A 21,035-nucleotide genomic window follows, 5' to 3' on the forward strand; every position below is an offset into this window, starting at 1 on the left:
GAACTCGTAGAACAGGGAGTCTTGAACGACTTGCCGATCGCCCATCATCGACTTCACTCCTGCCGCCGTGACACGAGTGAATCAGTGATCGACGCTCGGCGCAACGCCTGAGTTTTTCAACAGAATCGGCGCAATGCGGTCGTTGAAGAGTTCCCACATGCGACGTACTTCGGCGACATGAGGGCGAGCACCGCTCGCACATTTCAAATACTCGAACCGGATCCCCGTCCTCGAAATCCCCCGGTCCCGCCCCTCACACCACCAGCGCCGCGATCACCACCAACACCGCCGCCTGCACCATCAGCGCCGTGCGATAGAGGCGGAGCGCGCGGCGGATGTCGCCGGGGCCGAGGTCGCGGCGGCCGTCGCCCATGTAGGCGCCGTCGTAGATCTCGCCGTGGTAGACGCGCGGCCCCGCCAGCGCGAGGCCGAGCGCGCCGGCCATCGCCGCTTCCGGCCAGCCGGCGTTGGGGGAGCGATGCGCCTTCGCGTCACGGCGGATCGCGGCGATCGCCGCGCGCGGCGAGGCGCCCGGCGTCAGCGCGGCGGCGGCGATCAGCCACAGCGCCGAGAGGCGCGAGGCCGGCAGATTGACGAGATCGTCGAACCGCGCCGCCGCCCAGCCGAAGGCCTCGTGGCGCGGAGTGCGATGGCCGATCATGCTGTCGGCGGTGTTGGCGGCCTTGTAGAGCGCCCCGCCCGGAAGCCCGCCGACGGCGGTCCAGAAGAGCGGCGCCACGATCCCGTCGGAGAAATTCTCGGCGAGGCTCTCGATCGCCGCGCGCGCGACGCCGCCCTCGTCGAGCACGCTCGGGTCGCGCCCGACGATCATCGACACCGCCCGTCGCCCCTCCTCGAGGCTCGCCGCGAGCCCGTCGGCGACGGCGCCGACATGGGTGTCGAGGCTGCGCTGCGCCGGCAGGCTCGCCGCCAGCGCTCCGACGGCCAGGACACCGAAGAGGCTCGGCAGCAGCGAGAGAAGCAGCGCCTGCACCCCCCAGGCGAGCCCGCCGACGACCCCGAGCAGGATCGCCAGCGCTCCGACGCCGGCGGCCTTCCGCCGCGCGAAGGGCTCGTCCTCGCGATTGAGGCGACGATCGAGCGCGCCGATCAGTCGACCGATCCAGGTGACGGGATGGCCGATGGCGGCGTAGAGAGGGGCGGGCCAACCGACCGCCGCCTCGATCGCCAGCGCGATCAGCGCCACCGCGAGCGACGAGCCGGGCGAGGGAACAAGCGACATGAGTGATCCGCAAGTGAGCGAAATGGGGACGGGGCCGAGGGGCGAGACGCCGGCCGGCGCGGCGAGCCCGGTCTATCACGGCGGCAACCTCGCGCAAGCGCGCGCCGCCCATCCCGGCGCCCCGACGCCTTGGATCGATCTCTCCACCGGCATCGACCCCGTCGCCTGGCCGGTGCCCGCGCTCCCCCCCGAGGCCTGGACGCGCCTGCCCGAACCGGCCGACGTCGCCGCGCTGGAGGCCGTCGCGGCGACGGCCTTCGGCCTGCACGATCCCGCCGATCTCGCCGCCGTGCCCGGGACCCAAGCCGCGATCCAGATGCTGCCGCGTCTCCTCTCGGGCGCCACCGTCGGCATCCTCGGCTTCACCTATCAGGAACACGCCCACGTCTGGCGCGCCGCCGGCCGGACCGTGACCGTGGTCGAACGGCTGGAGGATCTCGCCCGCTTCGACGTCGGCCTCCTGGTCAATCCCAACAATCCCGACGGCCGCCTCGTGCCGCCCGAACGGCTCGCCGCGCTGGCCCTCGACATGGGCGCGACCGGCCGCCGTCTCGTCGTCGACGAGGCCTTCGTCGACATCCTACCCGATGGCGCGAGCCTCGCGCCGCGCCTGCCGCTCGCCGGGGCGGTCGTGCTGCGCTCCTTCGGCAAGACCTGGGGCCTCGCCGGGCTCCGCCTCGGTTTCGTCGCCGCCGATGCCGCCTTCGCGGCGGCGATGCGGAACGCCTTCGGCCCCTGGGCTCTCTCGGGCCCGGCGCTGGCGATCGGCCGCGCCGCGCTCGCCGATCGCCTCTGGCTCGAGGCCGCCCGCGCCCGTACGGCCGTCGACGCCGCCCGCCTCGATGCCCTGCTCATGCGCGCCGGCCTGACCGTGATCGGCGGAACCCCGCTCTTTCGTCTCGCCCGTTCGGAAGATGCGGCGCGTCTCGCCGAAGGCTTGGCGCGGGCCGGTATTCACCTCCGCCGTTTCCCCCACGACCCGCGTCTCCTGCGCTTCGGCCTCCCCGGCGACGTGGCCGAATGGCGCCGTCTCGCCGAAGCCCTCGAAGATCTCGCGCGCCGAGACGCCGGGATCGCGGGATGAACCGCGCTCGCGCCGAAGTCGATATGTGACGTAGGGTAAATTCCAGTCGATCAATCTCTGATCGAAGCCGAGGTTACTCGAAGTCCGGAAGGTTGATGAAGTACAATATTCATCGATGATCGGGTTGTCGGCTCACGCTGCCTCTGATCGATGAAGACGCTGCCAGAAACATTTCAAAGCATGAAGTCGTGAATCATAAGGGAGGATGATGGACGCGACTGGGTGGCCACGGATACGCTCGAAGTTGCATCGCATACGGTTCAATACGAATATGACGTAGCGGAATCCGTTATCATTTTATTCATCGGCGATGGGCAGTCTCCGCGCAGTGAGAATGCGGCGGAGGGCCCCATGCAGTTTCCCTTCCTCGGTCCGAAGCGGGCGGTGTCCGGCGGTCCGGCCCGGCAGAAATTCGCCTCGACCGTTCATCCGTCCGGGGTCGAGCGCACCTTCTCCCCCGACGACGTGATCGTCTCGAAGACCGACGCCAAAGGCATCATCACCTACGCCAACGAAGTGTTCCTCGACCTCGCCGGCATGACCGAGCGACAGGCGATCGGTGCGCCCCATTCGGTGATCCGTCATCCCGACATGCCCCGCGCGGTCTTCAAGCTCCTGTGGGAGACGATCGCGGCGGGCGAGGAGATCTTCGCCTATGTCCTCAACATGTCCTCCAACGGCGATCACTATTGGGTCTTCGCCCATGTCACGCCGACCTTCACCCGCGACGGCGGCATCGCCGGATACCACTCCAACCGCCGTGTGCCCGAGGCCCGGGCGCTTCGCGTGATCCAGCCGCTCTATGCCGAGCTGAAGGCGATCGAGAGCCGCGCCGGCGATCGCGCCGCCGGTCTCTCCCGCAGTTTCGACCACTTGACCGATCACTTGCGTGCCGAGGGCGTGAGCTATGATGAATTCGTCTTCTCTCTCACGCGCTGAGTGGGCGCTGGGCGCGATCAGCGTCCTGCTGATGATCGGCACCGTCCTGCACACCGCCGTCGAGCTGCGTCCGCGCGACGCCGCCGCGATGGTGTTCCTGTGCACGCTCGCGGTGCTCGCCTTCGTCTTCGTGCGCCACGCTCGCCGCTCGATCGATCAGGTCTCCGGGGTGATGCGGGCGGCGGCCGCCGGCGATCTCGAGAGCCGCGTCGTCCTGCTCGCCGAGGGCGGCGAATTGGCGGTCCTCGCCCGCGACGCCAATCGCCTCCTCGACGTCTCCGACGCCTTCGTGCGCGAGGCGCGGGCGACGCTCGCCTGCGTCCGCGACGGCCGGCACCATCGCCGCATCGTCGAGCGCGGCATGGTCGGCACCTTCGGCCGCGCCTCGCAGGTGATGAACGAGGCGGTCACGACCATCGCCTCGCGTCTCGACGGCTTCTCCCGGGTGATGGGCGAGTTCGAGACGACCGTCGGTGGCGTCACCCTGTCGCTCGGCGAGGCGGTGGAGAGCCTCGCGCGCTCCGCCGGCACCATGCGCGACACCGCGACCGATACCGAGCACCGCTCCACCACCATCGGCGCCTCCGCCGAGGAGACCTCGGTGACCGTCGCCACCGTCGCCGCCGCGACCGAGGAACTGACCGCCTCGGTCGAGGACATCGCCCGCCAGTCGGAACTGGCGCTCACCATCTCGCGGCACGCCGGCCACCGGGTCGAGGAGAGCCGCGAGGCGATCGGCGACCTCTCCGGCGCCGTCGCCGACATCGTCGGCGTGGTCGATCTGATCCGCTCGGTCGCCGAACAGACCAAGCTCCTCGCCCTCAACGCCACCATCGAGGCGGCGCGCGCGGGCGAGGCCGGTCGCGGTTTCGGCGTCGTCGCGACCGAGGTCAAGGCGCTCGCCGGCCAGACCGCCTCGGCCACCGAGCAGATCGCCGAACGCATCCAGGCGGTCGAGGATCGCGCCCGCCGCTGCATGGCCTCGATCGACGGCATCACCGAGATCGTCGCCGAGATCGCCACCGCGGCGAACGCGATTTCCGCCGCCGTTCAGGAACAGACCACCGCCACCCAGGAGATCGCCCGCTCGATGCAGATGGCCTCCACCGCGACCGACGACGTCTCCGCCAACGTCGGCAACGTCGCCGCCGCTGCCGGCGCCACCGGCCGCGCCGCCGGGGAGGTGGCCCATGCCTCCGGCGATCTCGCCGACCAGACCGAACGGCTGCGCCATTCCGTCCGCGCCTTCCTCGATCGCGCCCGCGACGTCGCCGGCGGTCGGCGCGTCGCCGCCTGAGAGCGTCCGTTTCGGTCGAACGCCGCCTTCGGGCGGCGTTCGTGTTTCGCCCGGGCGGCGTTTACTTCGCCCCGACCCGTCGCTATGGTCCGCCCCCGACCCGCGAGGCGCGACCGTGCCTCGCCCCGAGATTCGTCGAGGACAATCCGATGAAGGCAGAGATCCAGTCCGTCGTGGACGAGATCGAGCAGGCGCTCAGCCTGCTGAGGAGGCATCTTTGACTGGGATGTCGCGCTCAAACGACTGGACGAGCTGAACGCGCTCTCCGAAAGCCCCGATCTGTGGAACGACCCGACCAACGCTCAGAAGCTGATGCGTGAACGCGATCAGCTGTCGAAGTCGGTCGACATCGTCCAGAGCATCCGCCGCGACCTCGACGACAACGTCGGTCTGCTCGAACTCGGCGAGATGGAGGACGACGAAACCGTCGTCGCCGAGGCCGAGGAGGCTCTGAAGCAGCTCGGCCACGACGTCGCCAAGCGGCAGGTCGAGGCTCTGCTCTCCGGCGAGGCCGACGGCAACGACACCTATCTGGAAATCCACGCCGGCGCCGGCGGCACCGAGTCCCAGGACTGGGCGCAGATGCTGGCGCGCATGTACGTGCGTTGGGCGGAGCGTCGCGGCTACAAGGTCGAGGCGGTGGAAGCCTCCGAGGGTGAAGAGGCGGGCCTCAAGTCCGTCACCTACATCATCAAGGGCCTCAACGCCTACGGCTGGCTCAAGACCGAATCCGGCGTGCATCGCCTCGTGCGCATCTCGCCCTTCGATTCGGCGGCGCGCCGCCACACGTCCTTCGCCTCGGCCTGGGTCTATCCGGTGGTCGACGACTCGATCAACATCGTCATCCCGGAATCGGACGTGCGCGTCGACACCTACCGCTCGTCGGGCGCCGGTGGTCAGCACGTCAACACGACCGACTCGGCCGTGCGCCTGACCCACATTCCGACCGGCATCGCGGTCGCCTGTCAGGCCGAGCGCTCGCAGCACAAGAACCGCGCCAAGGCGTGGGACATGCTGAAGTCGCGCCTCTACGAGGCCGAGCTGCAGAAGCGCGAGGAGAAGGCCAGCGCCGAGGCCGCCGCCAAGACGGAGATCGGCTGGGGCCACCAGATCCGCTCCTACGTCCTCCAGCCCTACCAGATGGTCAAGGATCTGCGCACCGGCGTGCAGACCACCGATCCGGCCAAGGTGCTGGACGGCGATCTCGACGCCTTCATGGAGGCCTCGCTCGCCGCCCGCGTCAAAGGCGCGGCGACCGCCGTCGTCGAGGACATCGACTGACGAGGAGAGGGGCGCCGCGAGCGCCCCTCTCGCGTCTGCCATCTTCTCATGCCGATGTCGCAGCGCAACGGGGCCGCCGTCAGGATGATGCGGCGAAGCCTCGCGAACCGCATCGCCCCGCCCGTCCGCACGTCGAGGACCCCGTCCGATGGATCTGATCTACCTCCTCAAGGCCGCTGTCCTCGGCGTCGTCGAAGGCCTGACCGAGTTTCTGCCGGTCTCCTCGACCGGCCATCTCATCCTCACCGACGATCTGCTGAACTTCGATTCGGGATCCGGCAAGGTGTTCGAGGTGGTGATCCAGCTCGGCGCGATCCTCGCGGTGTGCTGGCTCTATCGCGAGAAGATCCTGACGCTCATCGGTGGCGTTCTGCGGCGCGAGCGAGCGGCGCTGATGTTCGCCGGCGCGGTGATCGTGGCGTTCCTGCCCTCCGCCGTGATCGGCTTCGTGGCGCTCAAACTGATCAAGGCCTATCTCTTCAAGCCGGTGATCGTCGCGATCACGCTGATGGTCGGCGGCCTGATCATCCTCTGGGTCGAGGAACGCGAGCACACCGTCACCACCGAGGTCGCCGATCGCATCACCTGGAGACAGGCGCTCGCCGTCGGCGTCGCTCAGGTGGTTTCGATGATCCCGGGCATCTCGCGCTCCGGCGCCACCATCATCGGCGGCATGCTCGGCGGCATGTCGCGCTCGGCGGCGACCGAATTCTCGTTCTTCCTGGCGATCCCGACCATGCTCGGCGCCACGGTGCTCGATCTCGCCAAGAACGGCGCCCATCTCGACGCCCGGGAGATCGCGGCGATCGGCGTCGGCTTCGTCGTCGCCTTCGTCTCGGCGCTGATCGTGGTCAAGTTCCTGATCCGCTACGTGGCGCATCACACCTTGAGCGTCTTCGCCTGGTACCGGATCGGCTTCGGCGCGCTGCTCTTCGCCTGGTACGGCATCTGGCCGCTCGTCGCCTGACGCTTCAGAACCCGAGAGTCTTGCCGGCGTCGAGCCAGTCGTGCGGATCGACCGGCTCGCCCGCCACCCGCGTCTCGTAGTGGAGATGCGGCCCGGTCGAACGTCCGGTGGAGCCGGCGAGCCCGACCGTGTCGCCGGTCTTCAGCTTCTCGCCGACCGAGACCGAGAGGCTCGACATGTGGCCGTAGCGGGTGACGACCCCGTTGCCGTGATCGACGTCGACGCAGAGCCCGTAGCCGCCCTGGCGACCCGAGGCGATCACCGTGCCGGGGCCGGTCACGCGGACGGGATCGCCGGTCTCGGCGCGAAAGTCGAGCCCCGTATGCATGGCGCCGATGCCGAGGAACGGATCGGAGCGCACGCCGAATTCGGAGGTGATCACCCGCTCGCCGTCGAGCGGACGCGCCAGCGGCAGCCGGCGGGCGACCGCCCGGATCCCCGCGAGCCGCGCCAGCGCCGCGTCGGCGCGCGAGAGCGCGTCCAACGGCGCCGGCACGAAGGGGCCGCCGACCGCCTCGCCGCTCGGGCGAGGGGAGGGCAGGGGATGAGGATCGTTCACGCGGAAGCCGACCTTGGCGAGCGCCCGGGTCCACGACTTGCCGCGGCTCTCGGCGAGATCGGCGAGCCCGGCCAGCGCCGCCGCCTGCCGGTGCTCGAACTGATCGATCGAATGCTCCGCCGCCGCGATTCGTACCGCCGGATCGCCGTCGGTCTCCGCCGCCTGGGCGCGGCCGGTGAAGGGGATCAGCCAGGAACTGCGCAGCGGCGTCGCGAAACGGTCGGTGTCGAGCGGCGCCGGAGCGATCGGCGCCACGGCGGGCGCCATCGGCGTGCCGATCGGCGTGATCGCCGGTCCCTTGGTCGAGGGCAGCGGCAACCCCAGTTCGCCGACCTTGGCGACGAGACCGGAGAATTTGGCCTGGGCGGCGACCAGCTTCGCCTGCCGGTCCATCAGCGTGTCGACCTTGGCCTCGAAGGCGTCCTGATCGATCAGGCGGCGGCCGTTGATCCGGTCGATCTCGGCCCTGAGCGCCGCCACGCGGTCCTCGTAGACCCGCTCCATCCGGACCTGCCGGGTCAGAGAATCCGCCAGAATGTCGTCGCGGAAGAACAGGTAGCCGGTTGCCCCGAGATAGGCGAGGGCGAAGACCCCGACCACCGCGCCGACCGCGGCCAAGCGGCCGGTGTCGACGTGAAAGGCGCGCACCCGATCGCCGTGGACGATGGTGATGCGGTGGAGGTCGGAGCGGCGGCCGAAGCTGCGCGATCTGTCTTCCGAAGGGGTCATCTCGAACGGGCCTCGGCGGCTCTTGTGTCGAGACGATTACACTTCGTTAGGGTTAAGAATTGCTTCCCGAAGAGGCGTTCATCCCACGATCACATGGGGAAGAAAGCGCGATCGATCGGTGGTGATCGGCCCGGCGTCCTCGCGCAGGCCGATCCCGCAGGCGGCGTCGCCGACGATCCAGCTGCCGATCACCATGTGGTTGCCGTCGACGTTCGCGAGCGGCGCCAATTGCTGCACGACGCTGCCTTCCGCCCCGTAGCTGCCCTCGGAACGGGCGAGGAGGCGGCCCCGATCGACCAGCATCACGTTGCCGCCCTCGCGCGAGAACAGCGGCTTGATCGCATGGGAGGAGAGGCCGTCGCGGCGGGGATCGTCGTCGAAGAAGGTCGGCAACAGGTTGGGATGGCCGGGGGCGAGATCCCACAACATCGCCATCGCGCCCTTGTTCGCCAGGATCGCCTTCCACGCCGGCTCGACGAATCGCGTCCGCGCCATCGCCGGTGAGCGGCCGAAATCCTCCGCGAACAGCCATTCCCAGGGGTAGAGCTTGAACAGGGTTTCGATCGGCCGCTCGTCGAGGTCGACGAAGCGATCGTCGAGAAGCCCGATGTCGGCGACGTCGAGGATCTCCGCCTCGAGCCCGGCCGCCACGGCGCAGTCGGCGAGATAGGCGACCGTGCCGGTGTCCTCCGGCGAGACCGTCATCGCGGTCAGGTGGAGCCGCGAGCCCGCCGCGACCTCGGGGAGGCGGGCGATCAGCCGCTCGTGGATCGAGTTGAACTGGTCGGCGCCGGCCGGCAGCGTGCCGCGCGCGAGCCCGTCCTCGAGCCAGGTCCATTGCACGACCGCGCTCTCGAAGAGGCTCGTCGGCGTGTCGGCGTTGAATTCGAGCAGCTTCGCCGGCCCGTGCCCGTCCCAGGAGAGGTCGAACCGACCGTAGAGTGAGGGTTCGCCCGCCCGCCGGCTCGCGGCGATCCGGTCCCAGGCGTGCTCGGGGATCCTCAGCCGGGCGAGCCGCTTCTCGTCGGCGATCACCCGGTCGACCAGATCGAGGCAGAGCGCCCAGAGATCGGTGGTCGGATCCTCGATCCCGCCCTCGATCTCCCGAAGCGTGAACTCCCAATGGGCGGTCTCGTCCCAATAGGGCTCGCCGCCGATCTCGGCGAAACCGAAGCCGATCGCCGCATGGCGCTCGGCGGCGTCCGCCCGTGGGATGTCGCGGCGCCGGCGCATCACGAGCCTCCGAAGAGGTGGAACGACCCGATCGAGCCGAACCCGCCGCGCGTCGCCGTGCTCTTCACCGGGCCGGAGGCGACCGGCCCCGCCGTCGGCGCGGCGCGAAACGACGAGCCGCTCCAGCTCGACCCGCCGCCGCGCCAGAACCAATGCCCGAGCCACGGGTGGCCGCCGGAATGACGGCGCGTCGTCGCGCAGTCGCCGATCTTCGATTCGTCGACCGTCGGCGTCGTCGGATCGTCGACGCAAGTCCGCTTGCCGCTCTCTGCGAACCACAGGCCGGCGGCGGTCAGCGCCCCGGCGGTGGCGAGCGAGAGGCCGAGCGTGCGCTTGCGCGCCCGCGCCACCATGGCGGCGCCGTCGGGCAGGAGCGAGGAGGGCGGCTTCGGCCCCACGGCGCGCGGCTCTGGCGCCGCGCCGGGATCGGGCACCGTCCCACGTCGACCGAAGGGGCGTCGCTCGACCATCGCCTCACCCCGTCATGGCGGCGGCGGAGAGGAGGCCGGCGGTCAGCGACACCGCGCCGAGCCAGATCGCCGCCGAGAGCGCGTTCGCCTCGATCGCCTCGGAGAGGCCGGGGTGGGCGAAGCGGGCGAGCCCATAGGCGGCGAACTGCACGACGAAGGCGACGACGGCCCACACCACGAATTCGACGATCGAGACCGATTGCGCCATCGCCCGCGCCAGCGGCACGGCGAAGCCGAGGAGGCTCCCCCCGAGCGCCACCGCGGCGGCGGCGTTGCGCTCGCGCACGATCAGATCGAATTCGCGATGCGGCGTCAGCCGCGTGTAGACCGCCAGGAACAGCGCGGTGAACCCGGCCGCCGTCATCAGCCAACCGAGAAAGGCGAGAACGGCGGAAGCAAAGGGCGGCATCGGTCACTCCGCGTGGGGGACGAATCCCCGGATCTCCTCAGATTACGCGAAATCGCGTCCGCCGGCGCCGCCGATCAGGCGGGAAGCGCGTCGACGGCGGCGAGCACCGCCTCGGCATGACCGGCGACCTTCACCTTGCGCCAGATCGCGGCGATCTTGCCGTTCGCGTCGACGAGATGGGTGGCTCGTTCCACGCCCATGTACTTGCGGCCGTACATCGACTTCTCGACCCACACGCCATAGGCCTCGAGCACTGCCTTTTCCGGATCGGAGCCGAGTTCGACGCCGAGTTCGTGCTTGGCGCGGAACTTCGCGTGCGCGGTGACGCCGTCGGGCGAGATGCCGATCACCACGGCGTTGCGCTTCTCGAATTCGGGCAGCAGCTCGGTGAAGGCGATCGCCTCCCTGGTGCAGCCCGAGGTGTCGTCCTTCGGGTAGAAATAGACGACGACGGGCCGCCCGCGCAGCGCCGACAGGCGGATTTCGCCGCGATCGCCGGCCAGCGTGAAGTCGGGGGCGAGATCGCCGATGGAGAGGGCCATGTCTGCCTTCCTTTCGTCTCGAAGAGATGGTCTCGGAGGGGCGCGCGAGCGCGGGGTCGGGTTCGGGAGAGCGAGCCTAGACGCGACGCCCGCGCCCGCCAAGCGGTTCGCGTCGCCTCGGCGGCCGCCCGCGTTCGACCGGGAGCGCGAAAGCGTGTACCCCGGCGCGAACCGTGGCGTGTGATCCGGATCGATTCGTCGTGAAGGCGATCCGAATGATGAGAGACGTCGGCCTCGGGCCGACCGGAAGGGAAAGAACGGGACAGGTGCAGGATCGGGCCGACGACAATGCCGTGGCGTGCGCTCTCCCGCGTCGATCGGGTCGTCGCTTCCTGACCAGATGCGGCCTCTTCGCCGCCTGGAGCTGCGGCATCGGCACGCTCCTCGTCGTCCTCACCACGCTCGCCGCCCTCCTCGTTCTGGCGCGCGGCCCCTTCGAGACCGAGGCCGCCGCCCGCGCCGCCGAGCGCGCGCTGGCCGAACTCGGCGGCCCCGGCTCGACCGCCCGCGTCGCCGGCGCCGGGCTCGACTGGTCGTGGTCGGCCGGTCTCTCGGTGGCGCTCAGCGACATCGCCGTCGAGCGCGACACCGCGCTCCGGCTCGATCTGCCCCGCCTCGTGGTGCGCCTGCGCCTGTTGCCGTTGCTGATCGGCCGGGTCCAGCCCCGCGCCGTCGAGATCCAAGAGCCGCGCCTCTCCGTCGACACCGCCGAGTTGCGCGAGCGCGGCGAGGGCGGCGTGCCGACGCCGGCCGAACGCGTCGAGCCCGGCACGGCGCCCGCCACGGGCGCGCCGCCGGCCCCGGTGTCGACCCGTCTGGCGGAATCGGTCGACGCGGTGATCGAACGCGCCGTGGCGCTCGCCCACGATCAGGGTTTCGAGACCTTCCAGCTGCGCGGCGGGCGCATCGACGTGCATCACGTCGGCGCCACCGGCATCGAGCGGCAGGTCCATTTCGTCGAGATCGACGCCGACGGCGTCGTCGACGGCCCGGCCGGCGAATTCGATGCCGGCATCTCCGCGCGCGGCGACGTCGGGCGCTGGTCGATGCGGCTGACCCGCACCATCCGCGAGGACGGCGGCCGCCGTCTGCGCTTTTCCGCCGAGGACGTGACGCTCCCCGATCTGATCGGCCCCGGCGGTCCCGCCTTCGCGCTCGGGGTGCCGTTCTACCCACGCCTCGTGCTCGGCTTCGCGCCGGGCGGCCATTTCGACGGCGCCGACCTCGATCTGCGCCTCGGCGCCGGTCTCTTCCGCTTCGGTCAGATGCCGGAAGACCAGATCCTGCTCGACGAACTGACCGCGCGCGCCGCCTGGAACCCGAAGGAGCGGGTCTTCGCGCTGGAACAGCTCGCCGTCTCGGTCGGCGAGACCCACGGCGCGCTCCATGGGCGCATCATGCCGCCGCCGGTCGCGACCGGCCCCTGGGGCTTCGCCCTCGCCATCGACGAGGGCGCCCTGAAGCCGCGCGACGTCGCCGGGCCGGCGGTGCCGATCAAGGGCGGCGGCCTGACCGGCTCCTTCGATCCGACCACCTCCTTCCTCGACGTGACCCTCGGCGAGATCCGCTTCGGTGCCGCCGAACTGCGCTCGGCCGGCCGCCTCGATCTCTCCGGCGAGGAACCGAAGCTCACCTGGGATCTCCAGTTCTCGCCGATGACGACCGCCGAGGTGGCGCATGCCTGGCCGCATTGGGTCGCGCCCGACGCCCGCGCCTGGTTCGTGAAGAACGTCTCCGCCGGCAGACTGACCGAGACGCGGATCCAACTGGCGATGCCCCGCTTCGATCGGCCGGAGACCTGGCCGGGCGAGGCCATGCGCATCGGCGCGCGCTTCGACGGCCTGCGCTTCACGCCCCTCGGCAATCTGCCCGCCGTCACCGCCGCCGAGGGCCATCTCTCGGTGACCGATCGCCGTTTCGAGGCGGCGGTGGAGAAGGGGCGCGTCGCCACCAAGGGCCGCGAGCCCACCCTCGAGAGCCTCAAGTTCTCCGTCGCGGACATCTTCTTCAAGCCGCCGCGCGGCTCGATCCGCTTCCGTGTCGCGGGCGACGCCGCCGCGCTCGCCGAGATCGCCGACGCCGAGCCGCTCGCGGTGCTCTCCCAGGCCGGGATCGCCGCCACCGGCTTCTCCGGCACCGGCTCGGTCGGCGCCCAGATCGACGTCGTCTTCGACAAGGTGATCGACGCCAAGTCGATCGACTACAAGGTCGACGCCCAGCTCGACGGTTTCTCCGCCACTCAGCCGATCCAGGGGCGCCGCTTCCAGGACGGCAAGTTCAAGATCACCGCCGATCCGCGCGGCCTCGACGTCTCCGGCCGCGCCGTCGTCGACGGCGTGCCGACCGACGTCCACGTCTTCGATCCGCGCGGCGGCTCCAAGACGGCCGAGAAGCGCGACTTCAAGATGGAGGTCGACGATGCCGCGCGCCAGCGCCTCGGCATCGATCTCGGCGGCATCGTCGAGGGCGCGATCGGTCTCTCGGTGTCGCAGCCGGACCCCAATCAGACCCGCAGCCACGTCGAGGCCGATCTCGCCCCGAGCCGGCTCAATCTCGCCGTCCTCGGCTGGACCAAGGGCCCCGGCGTGCCGGCCAAGGCGTCCTTCGATCTCTGGGACGACGATCGCGGGCTCCATCTCGACAACGTCGTGCTGGAGAGCGAGGGCCTGACCATTCGCGGCAGTCTGCTGCTCGACAAGGACCGCAACCTCGTCGCTGCCGACTTCCCGAAATTCGCCCTGCGCAAGGGCGACGACGCCAAGATCAAGGTGACGCGCGGCGCCGACAAGGCGCTCACCATCGCCTTCGAGGGCGGCAAGTTCGACGTCCGCGGCCTGTTGCGCTTCAACCGCCGGCCGAACTCCGCCGGCGGCGACACGACGACGCCCGATCTCGTCCTGAAGCTGCGCGCCGGGGCGCTGCTCGGCTTCAACGACACCACGCTCTCCGACGTCTCGATCGACGGCCGCTGGCACGCCGGCGCCTTCCAGGCCCTGGAGCTGAAGGCCCGCACCCAGGCGCGCCGCCCGCTCTCGGTGTCGATCCGTCCGGAGGCGGGCCGGCGCCGGCTCACCGTCGCCTCCGAGGATGCCGGGGCGGCGCTGAGCTTCCTCGACCTGTTCGATCGCATCCAGGGCGGCACCCTGACGGTCTCCGCCCGTCTCGACGGACCCGGCACCTCGATCGGCACGCTGCGCCTTCTCGCCTTCCACCTCCTCGAGGAGCCCAAGGCCGGCCGCATCACCGCCTCCAAGGAGGGCGCCGACGGCATTCGACAAGTGCCGATCCGCCGCGCCGAGATCGATCGCTCGACCAATTTCGACCGCGCCTCGGTCCATTTCGCCATGCACGACGGCATCATCGACGTCACCGAGGGCGTCGCCAAGGGCGCGTCGGTGGGCGCCACCGCCACCGGCCAGATCGACGTCGCGGCTCAACGCCTGTCGCTCTCCGGCACCTATATTCCGGCCTACGGCCTCAACAATCTCGCCGGCCGCATTCCGATCCTCGGCGCGATCGCCGGTGCCGGCTCCAACGAGGGTCTCGTCGGCGTCACCTTCCGGGTCGTCGGCGCGATCGACGATCCGATCCTCCAGATCAATCCGCTCTCGGCGGTCGCCCCGGGTATCTTCCGCCGCATCTTCGAGTTCCAGAACGAGGAGATGCCGCAGGGCGGCGGCGACCCCAACGCCCCGACCCGGCTGATGCCCGGCGACGGCCCGACCAAGATCACCCCGTGAGCGGCGCTCCGGCCCCGCGCCTCATCCTTCCGCGGGCGCCGGGCAGGGGGGATGCTCCGCCTCGCCCTCGAGACAGGCCTCGCTCATCGGCGCGGCCGGCGTCGCGAGCCCGATCCAGGCGGCGACGAGATCCGTGTCGAAGCCGACCTCGCGCCGCCCGTCGGCTTCCATCAGCGGTCGGCGGATGAGGAGCGGATCGGCCAGCATCGCCGCCAGCGCCGCCGCCTCGTCCATCGCCTCCGGCACCACCTCGCCCGCCTTGACGCGCGGACTGGCGCGGTTGAACCACGCCGCCACCGGCCGATCGCCGAAGAACGAGCGCAGCCGCGCCGCCTCCCATGTCTCGGTGAGGAGGCTCCGCGCCTCCACCTCGTGTCCGGACGCCACCAGCAGGGCCTTCTGCCGGGAGTTGTTGCCGCACCCCGGCTTTTCCCAGAACGTCACCACCGTCATTGTCGGCTTTCCTTCACTGCGCACCATCGCGCCGGGGCCGAGCAAGACCGATGCCGCGCCGAGGGAACGTTCGGCACTTTCGTTCAAACGATCGATTGATTTACCGGCGGAACCGGGTATGCTGCCGCCATGACCGACGACATCCAGCCCTCCGCCGCCCCCTCCCTCGACCCGCCCCGCGCGCCGGAAGGCTCGGCCGCGGCCGGGGAGAAGACCCGCGCCTCGCTGATCCGGGTCGCTCTCGACCTGTTCGGCCGCAAGGGCTACGACGCCACCTCGACCCGCGACATCGCCGGCGCCGCCGGGGTCAACATCGCCGGCATCGCCTATCACTTCGGCGGCAAGGCCGGGCTGCACAAGGCCTGTGGCGAGCTGGTCGCCGGTTTCCTCGGCGAACGATTGGGGATCCTCACCCCCGGCGACCCCGCCACCGACGACGCCTTGTCGGCCGACGAGGCCGCCGCTCTGTTCGAAGCGTCGATCTCCGACTTCGCCCGGTTCATCCTGTCGCGTCCGGAGGCCGAGGCGATCGCCCGCTTCATGGTGCGCGAACAGATGGACCCGACCGCGACCTTCGAGATCCTCTACCACGGCCTGATCCGGCCCCGTCACGAGCGGCTCTGCCGCCTGTGGGGCCGCGCCACCGGCGAGGATCCGGCGAGCGAGGGGGTGATCATCACCGTCTCCGCGCTGTTCGGGCAGGTCCTGTTCTTCCGCGTCGGTCGCGCCACCGCGCTGCGTCGCCTCGGCTGGGCCGACATCGACGCGACCAACGTCGAGAAGATCGTCGAAACGGTCCGCGAGAGCACCCGCGCCATGCTGGCGTCGCGGCGCGCGGGGAGGGATCCGTCGTGATCGGTTGGCTCTGTTCCCTCGCGATCGTCGGCGGGCTTCTGCCCGGATGCGACCCCACGATCCGCGTCTACGGCTACGTCGAGGGCGAATACGTCGCCATGGCGCCGCTCGAGGCGGCCCGCATCGCCTCCGTCGAGGTGCGTCGCGGCGACCGGGTCGAACCCGGCGCCGTCGTCGCCCGCATGGAGACCGACGACGTCACGATCGCCGTGCGCGACGCGACCGCCCGCCTCGCCCAGGCCGAGAGCGACCTCGCCGATCTGAAACGCGGCCGCCGGCCCGAGGAGATCGACGTCATCGCCGCGACTCTCGCCTCGGCGCGCGCCCAAGAGATCGACGCCCTGCGCGCTCTCGATCGCCGCCGCGATCTCTTCCAGCGCAAGGTCGCCTCCCAGGCGGAACTCGATCAGGCCCAGACCACCCGCGACGTCGCCGCCGCGCGCGTCCGCGAACTCGAGGCCAATCTCGAGGTGGCCAAGCTCCCCGCCCGCGACGACGTCGCCCGATCCGCCGAGGCCCGTGTCGATCAGGCCCGCGCCGCGCTCGCCAACGCCAAATGGCGCCTCGAACAGCGCACCCTGACGGCGCGCGCGCCCGGCCGCATCGCCGATCTCGTCCGCCGCCCGGGCGAGGTCGCCGGCCCCCAGGCGCCGGTCGTCAGCTTCCTGCCCGACGGCGCGGTGAAACTGAAACTGTGGGTTCCGGAACCCGCCTTCTCGAAGATCGCGCTCGGCGGCGAATTGCCCGTCGCCTGCGACGGCTGCGGCCCGGGGTTGGTCGCGCGCGTCACCTATGTCTCGCCGGAGCCGGAATTCACGCCCCCTGTGATCTATTCGGTCGAGACCCGCGCCAAGCTCGTCCACCTCGTCGAGGCGCGTCCCGAGGCCGGTTCGCTCGGCCGGCTGCGGCCCGGCCAACTCGTCGACGTGACCCTCCCCGGATCGGCGCCATGAGCATCGTCTCGGTCCAGGGCCTCACCAAGCGCTTCGGCGACCACACCGTGGTCGATCACGTCTCGATGGAGATCGAGAAGGGCGAGATCGTCGGCTTTCTCGGCCCCAACGGCTCCGGCAAGACGACGACCATCCGCATGATCTGCGGCCTGCTCACCCCCGACGGCGGCTCCGGCACGGTGCTCGGCCACGACGTCCTGACCGAGAGCCGGTCGATCAAGCGCCGGGTCGGCTACATGACGCAGAGGTTCTCCTTCTACGAGGACCTGACGATCGCCGAGAACCTCGACTTCGTCGCCCGCCTCTACGAACTCTCCCCGCGCCGCGACACCGTCGACCGCACCCTCGAGAACCTCGGCCTGACCTCGCGCCGCGATCAGCTCGCCGGCACCCTCTCCGGCGGCTGGAAACAGCGCCTGGCGCTCGCCGCCTGCATCATGCACGAACCCGACCTGCTCCTGCTCGACGAGCCGACCGCCGGCGTCGACCCCAAGGCGCGGCGCGAGTTCTGGGACGAAATCCATCTCCTCGCCGCCGACGGTCTCACGGTCCTGGTCTCGACCCACTACATGGACGAGGCCGAGCGCTGCCACCGCATCAACTACATCTCCTACGGCAAGCTGCTCGCGCGCGGCACGGTCGAGGACGTGGTGGCGGGGGCCGGCCTCACCACCTTCGTCGCCCGCGACGCCCCGGCCGATCTCGCCCGCCGCCTGCACGGGCTCCCCGCCGTCGAACAGGTCGCCCCCTTCGGCGCGACGCTCCACGTCGTCGGCGCCGACGGCGAGCGCCTCGCCGCGACGCTCGCGGGGGTGACCGCCGAGACCGGGATCCGCTTCGAGCGCGGCGAAACGAGCCTCGAGGACGTCTTCATCCAATTCATGGCCCGCGCCGAGGACAACATGGCCGGAGCGGGGAAGGGGGCGTCGTCGTGATCGATCTCTCGGTCTCCCGGTCGCGCCTGTGGGCGGTGCTGGTCAAGGAGTTCATCCAGATGCGGCGCGACCGCATCACCTTCGCGATGATGCTCGGCGTGCCGATCATGCAGCTCCTGCTGTTCGGCTTCGCCATCAATTCCGATCCCAAGGGCCTTCCCACCGCGATCGTCGACATGGACGGCGGCCACTACGCCCGCGCCGTCACCACGGCGATGGAGACCTCCGGCTATTTCCGCTTCACCGATCGTCCGGCGACGCTGGCCGAGGGCGAGCACCTGATCGCCTCGGGCGAGGTGCTGTTTCTGGTGACCATTCCAGCCGATCTCGGCGCCCGCGTCGATCGCGGCGACGAGCCCCAGATCCTGGTCGATGCCGACGCCACCGATCCCGCCGCCGCCTCCGGGGCGCTCGGCGCGCTCGGCACCGTCGCGCAGCGCGCGCTGACCCGCGAGAAGGGCGAGGCGGCGGAGGTGGAGGCGCTGCAGAAGAAGCAGCTCTCGATCGTCGTCCACCGCCGCTACAATCCCGAGGGCGTGTCGCAATACAACATCGTCCCGGGTCTCCTCGGCGTCATCCTGCAGATGACCATGGTGATGATGACCGCCATGGGCCTGACGCGCGAGACCGAGCGCGGCACCATGGAGAACCTCCTCGCCATGCCCGCGACCCCGGTCGAGATCATGCTGGGCAAGATCCTGCCCTTCCTCGGCGTCGGCGCGGTCCAGGTGGTGGTGGTGCTGGTGGCGGCGAAGGTGCTCTTCGCCGTGCCCTTCGTCGGCTCGTTGACCCTGCTGATGGCCTCGGTGCTGACCTTCGTCCTGTCGCTGGTGCTGATGGGCTATTTCATCTCCACCTTCGCCCGCACTCAGATGCAGGCGATGCAGCTGACCTTCTTCTTCTTCCTGCCGTCGCTGATGCTGTCGGGCTTCATGTTCCCCTTCGACGGCATGCCCGGATGGGCACGGACGATCGGCGAGTGCTTCCCCCTCACGCATTTCCTGCGCATCGTCCGTGCGGTGATGCTGAAGGGCGCGGACCTTCAGGCGATCGCCTGGGAATGGTCGATGCTCGCCGTCTTCATCGGTCTCTATGCGGCGATCGCGTTGACACGCTTCCGTCAGACCCTCGATTGACCCGCCCGTTCACGCCCTTGCGGCGCGGCCGGCGGCGCGGGTGCGCGAGACCGAGCCCGACCAGCCCCGCGAGCGTCGTGTCCGCGGCCGCGCTCGCGTCGGGCGGCACCGGCAGCGTCACCGCGGACGCCTGGCGTCCGGTCCGCGCCAGCCAGGAATAGCGCACGATCATGCGATCCGGATCCCGCGCCGTCGTCACCCCGTCGAGACGGGTCAGCGGCAGCGCCCAGACGTGCAGCACGCCGTTGAAGAGGAGACCGCGTTCGCCGACGATCACCCGGCCGTCACGCATCCGCCAATGGTCCTGACGGACCCGTCCGCCGAGAAGATGGGCGAGCCCGGTCAGCGCGGCCACGACGACCGCGATCGCGATCATCGCCGGCGCCGCCTCCGGATCGTAGAGGGCGAAGCCGCCGAAGATCACCGCCAGGAAACCCCAGATCAGCAGCAGCGCCTGACGCTTGTCCGCGTTCTCCTCCGCGAGCGCGCCCGGGGCCGCCGCCGCGAGGGTGGCCGCGTCGACGCTCCAGGCGCCCAGCACCCGTCGCCCCTCGAGCAGTTCCCTGCGCACGGTCGCCATGCGCGCGAAGAACCCGGCGACGATCAGCGCGGCGATCACCAGGAAGATCGACAGGAAGGTGATCGCGTGCATGTCGAAACCGAACCGGGCGAACAGCGCGTCCGGATCGATCGCCAAGGCGAGGAACCAGAGACAACCGGCCAGCGCGACCGGCAATGCGGCGTAGACGACTTTCTTCGGATCGGTGAGCATGGCTTCTGCCTCCGCTCGGAGCGGGAGACCGACGTTCTTCGCGTAAGATGAATTGGTCCGTCCTCATCCCTCCCTCGAGTTGTGCCACGATCAGGCCGCCGCGACCTTGACCGAAGTCGGGTCGCCGGTGGCGCGAGGCTCGAGACGGAAGAAAAGGAGAGAGGGGAGGTCGAGAGAACCGGCCTCACCCGGCGATCCGCACCAGCGACACCAGCACCGCCGCGAAGATCGCCGAGGTGATGACGCCGGAGATGTTGGCCCCGAGCGCATGCGGCATGATGATCGAGTTGGGATTGCTCTTCGTCACCAGCTTCTGCGCCACCTTGGCGGTGGTCGGCACGCAGGAGACGGCCGCGATGCCGATCACCGGATTGTATTTGCCGCCCGACAGGAAATAGAGCACGTAGCCGCCGGCGAGCCCGCCGATCGCCGAGAAGGTCAGCGCCAGGATGCCGAGGATGAGCAGGATCAGGACCTTCGGGTCGAGGATGGTGCTGGCTTCGCAGAGCACGCCGAGCACCAGCCCGAGGAAGAAGGTCGCGCCGTAGAGCATCTGGTTGGAGAACAGCTCGTAGAAGTACTTCAAGCCGGATTCCCGCACCACCACGCCGAGGAACAGCGACAGGAACAGCGGCGCCGCGACCGGGAACAACAGCGACAGCACCACGCAGGTGATCACCGCGAACACCATCTTCTCGCCCGAGGAGATCTTGCGCACCGTCTCCGCCGGCATCTCGATGGCGCGGATCCGCTCCGGCACCAGCGCCTTCACGATGTAGGGATAGCCGCCGTAGGTGAGCCCCAGATAGAGGTAGCCGACCACCGTGATCGGCACGAAGATCTCCGGCGCCAGCACCAGCGAGGCGAACAGAACCATCGGTCCGTCGGCGCCGCCGATGGTCGCGGTCGCGGCGGCCTGATTGAGCGGCAGGCCCATCCACCAACCGAGCGGGAAGGTGATCAACGTGCCGATTTCGGCGCAGATCGCCAGGAACATCGAGCGGAACGGCCGCGCCATCACGAAGCCGACGTCGAGCAGCGTGCCGATGCCGAGAAACACCAGACAGGCGATCAGACCGTTGGAGAAGGTCAGTGAATAGATCGGCTGCAACCAGTCGATCTGCATCTGCGTCATCACCTGATCGTTGGTGGTGGCGAGCGGATCGAGGAACAGCGTGCCGACCTTGCCGCCGTTGAGGTGGAGCACGCCGGCGTTGACCGTCGCCATGCCGAGCCCCATCGGGATCATCAGGAGCGCCTCGAGGATCCCCTTGTAGCCGAGATAGATCAGCAGGAAGCCGAGCAACATCAGCCCGATCCGCCCGATCATGATGTGGGTGGGGGCGGCGGCCAGGGTCGCGATGCCCTGGAACATGTCGAGGAAGGAGAGGTCCGGCACGGGTGATCCTCCGCGAGATCCGAGGCGCCTCGACCATGG

Annotated in this window: 19 protein-coding genes; 10 read left to right on the forward strand and 9 right to left on the reverse strand. The window is 69.9% G+C overall.

Going from position 1 to position 21,035, the window contains the following annotated elements:
* Window positions 1–253 precede the first annotated feature (253 nt).
* Window positions 254–1,243: an adenosylcobinamide-phosphate synthase CbiB gene (gene cbiB, locus J3S89_RS11975; RefSeq protein ID WP_217927788.1), complete on the reverse strand. Its 990-nt coding sequence runs from the start codon at window positions 1,241–1,243 to the stop codon at window positions 254–256.
* On the opposite strand from cbiB, the gene cobD reads away from it, so the two are divergent.
* The 5 genes from cobD (at window position 1,242) to J3S89_RS12000 (ending at window position 6,811) form a co-directional block, all read left to right on the forward strand.
* Window positions 1,242–2,327, forward strand: coding sequence for a threonine-phosphate decarboxylase CobD (gene cobD / locus J3S89_RS11980; protein ID WP_230488947.1), 1,086 nt, complete (start codon window positions 1,242–1,244; stop codon window positions 2,325–2,327). The genes cbiB and cobD overlap by 2 nt on opposite strands.
* A gap of 351 nt (window positions 2,328–2,678) precedes the next feature.
* On the forward strand, window positions 2,679–3,266 hold the full coding sequence (locus J3S89_RS11985) for a PAS domain-containing protein (RefSeq protein ID WP_217927789.1): 588 nt from the start codon (window positions 2,679–2,681) through the stop codon (window positions 3,264–3,266).
* Window positions 3,267–3,297: 31 nt separating this feature from the next.
* Window positions 3,298–4,563, forward strand: a complete 1,266-nt coding sequence (locus J3S89_RS23390; RefSeq protein ID WP_274383937.1) for a methyl-accepting chemotaxis protein — start codon at window positions 3,298–3,300, stop codon at window positions 4,561–4,563.
* 149 nt (window positions 4,564–4,712) lie between these two features.
* A protein-coding gene (gene prfB, locus J3S89_RS11995; protein WP_217927790.1) for a peptide chain release factor 2 occupies window positions 4,713–5,844 on the forward strand; the annotation gives its coding sequence in 2 pieces (ribosomal slippage) (window positions 4,713–4,781 and window positions 4,783–5,844; 1,131 coding nt in all).
* A gap of 148 nt (window positions 5,845–5,992) precedes the next feature.
* Window positions 5,993–6,811: an undecaprenyl-diphosphate phosphatase gene (locus J3S89_RS12000; RefSeq protein WP_217927791.1), complete on the forward strand. Its 819-nt coding sequence runs from the start codon at window positions 5,993–5,995 to the stop codon at window positions 6,809–6,811.
* Window positions 6,812–6,815: 4 nt separating this feature from the next.
* On the opposite strand, the gene J3S89_RS12005 is transcribed toward J3S89_RS12000, so the two are convergent.
* The 5 genes from J3S89_RS12005 to J3S89_RS12025 form a co-directional block, all read right to left on the reverse strand.
* Window positions 6,816–8,099 (reverse strand): M23 family metallopeptidase, encoded by a 1,284-nt coding sequence (locus tag J3S89_RS12005; RefSeq protein ID WP_217927792.1) that lies wholly within the window; start codon window positions 8,097–8,099, stop codon window positions 6,816–6,818.
* Between the two features lie 78 nt (window positions 8,100–8,177).
* Window positions 8,178–9,332 (reverse strand): glutathionylspermidine synthase family protein, encoded by a 1,155-nt coding sequence (locus tag J3S89_RS12010; protein WP_217927793.1) that lies wholly within the window; start codon window positions 9,330–9,332, stop codon window positions 8,178–8,180.
* Window positions 9,332–9,766: a hypothetical protein gene (locus J3S89_RS12015; protein WP_217927794.1), complete on the reverse strand. Its 435-nt coding sequence runs from the start codon at window positions 9,764–9,766 to the stop codon at window positions 9,332–9,334. Before J3S89_RS12015 ends, J3S89_RS12010 begins: the two co-directional genes overlap by 1 nt.
* Window positions 9,767–9,806: 40 nt before the next feature.
* A complete protein-coding gene (locus tag J3S89_RS12020) occupies window positions 9,807–10,211 on the reverse strand; it encodes a DUF350 domain-containing protein (RefSeq protein ID WP_217927795.1) in 405 nt (134 codons plus the stop codon).
* Window positions 10,212–10,285: 74 nt separating this feature from the next.
* On the reverse strand, window positions 10,286–10,753 hold the full coding sequence (locus tag J3S89_RS12025) for a peroxiredoxin (RefSeq protein WP_217927796.1): 468 nt from the start codon (window positions 10,751–10,753) through the stop codon (window positions 10,286–10,288).
* A 293-nt stretch (window positions 10,754–11,046) separates the two neighbouring features.
* On the opposite strand from J3S89_RS12025, the gene J3S89_RS23510 reads away from it, so the two are divergent.
* Entirely contained in the window at window positions 11,047–14,493 is a 3,447-nt protein-coding gene (locus J3S89_RS23510; protein WP_217927797.1) for an AsmA-like C-terminal region-containing protein, read from the forward strand.
* A gap of 21 nt (window positions 14,494–14,514) precedes the next feature.
* Here J3S89_RS23510 and J3S89_RS12035 read toward each other — a convergent pair whose 3' ends face one another.
* Window positions 14,515–14,946, reverse strand: a complete 432-nt coding sequence (locus tag J3S89_RS12035) for an ArsC/Spx/MgsR family protein (RefSeq protein WP_217927798.1) — start codon at window positions 14,944–14,946, stop codon at window positions 14,515–14,517.
* A 129-nt stretch (window positions 14,947–15,075) separates the two neighbouring features.
* Between J3S89_RS12035 and J3S89_RS12040 the strand changes: the two genes are divergently transcribed.
* The 4 genes from J3S89_RS12040 to J3S89_RS12055 are packed head-to-tail and all read left to right on the forward strand — an operon-like array spanning window position 15,076 to window position 18,825.
* The gene (locus J3S89_RS12040; protein WP_217927799.1) at window positions 15,076–15,801 is read left to right on the forward strand and encodes a CerR family C-terminal domain-containing protein; all 726 of its coding nucleotides are present in this window, start codon (window positions 15,076–15,078) and stop codon (window positions 15,799–15,801) included.
* Window positions 15,798–16,754: an HlyD family secretion protein gene (locus J3S89_RS12045; protein ID WP_230488949.1), complete on the forward strand. Its 957-nt coding sequence runs from the start codon at window positions 15,798–15,800 to the stop codon at window positions 16,752–16,754. Before J3S89_RS12040 ends, J3S89_RS12045 begins: the two co-directional genes overlap by 4 nt.
* Window positions 16,751–17,689, forward strand: coding sequence for an ABC transporter ATP-binding protein (locus tag J3S89_RS12050; protein ID WP_217927800.1), 939 nt, complete (start codon window positions 16,751–16,753; stop codon window positions 17,687–17,689). Before J3S89_RS12045 ends, J3S89_RS12050 begins: the two co-directional genes overlap by 4 nt.
* Window positions 17,689–18,825, forward strand: a complete 1,137-nt coding sequence (locus tag J3S89_RS12055; RefSeq protein ID WP_476643702.1) for an ABC transporter permease — start codon at window positions 17,689–17,691, stop codon at window positions 18,823–18,825. Before J3S89_RS12050 ends, J3S89_RS12055 begins: the two co-directional genes overlap by 1 nt.
* Here J3S89_RS12055 and J3S89_RS12060 read toward each other — a convergent pair.
* Both J3S89_RS12060 and J3S89_RS12065 read right to left on the reverse strand, forming a co-directional pair.
* Window positions 18,770–19,597 (reverse strand): hypothetical protein, encoded by an 828-nt coding sequence (locus J3S89_RS12060; protein ID WP_217927801.1) that lies wholly within the window; start codon window positions 19,595–19,597, stop codon window positions 18,770–18,772. The genes J3S89_RS12055 and J3S89_RS12060 overlap by 56 nt on opposite strands.
* A gap of 184 nt (window positions 19,598–19,781) precedes the next feature.
* Window positions 19,782–20,996, reverse strand: a complete 1,215-nt coding sequence (locus J3S89_RS12065; RefSeq protein WP_217927802.1) for a sodium ion-translocating decarboxylase subunit beta — start codon at window positions 20,994–20,996, stop codon at window positions 19,782–19,784.
* Window positions 20,997–21,035 lie beyond the last annotated feature (39 nt).

The sequence above is a fragment of the Pinisolibacter aquiterrae genome, assembly GCF_019160155.1.
Taxonomy (GTDB): domain Bacteria; phylum Pseudomonadota; class Alphaproteobacteria; order Rhizobiales; family Ancalomicrobiaceae; genus Pinisolibacter; species Pinisolibacter aquiterrae.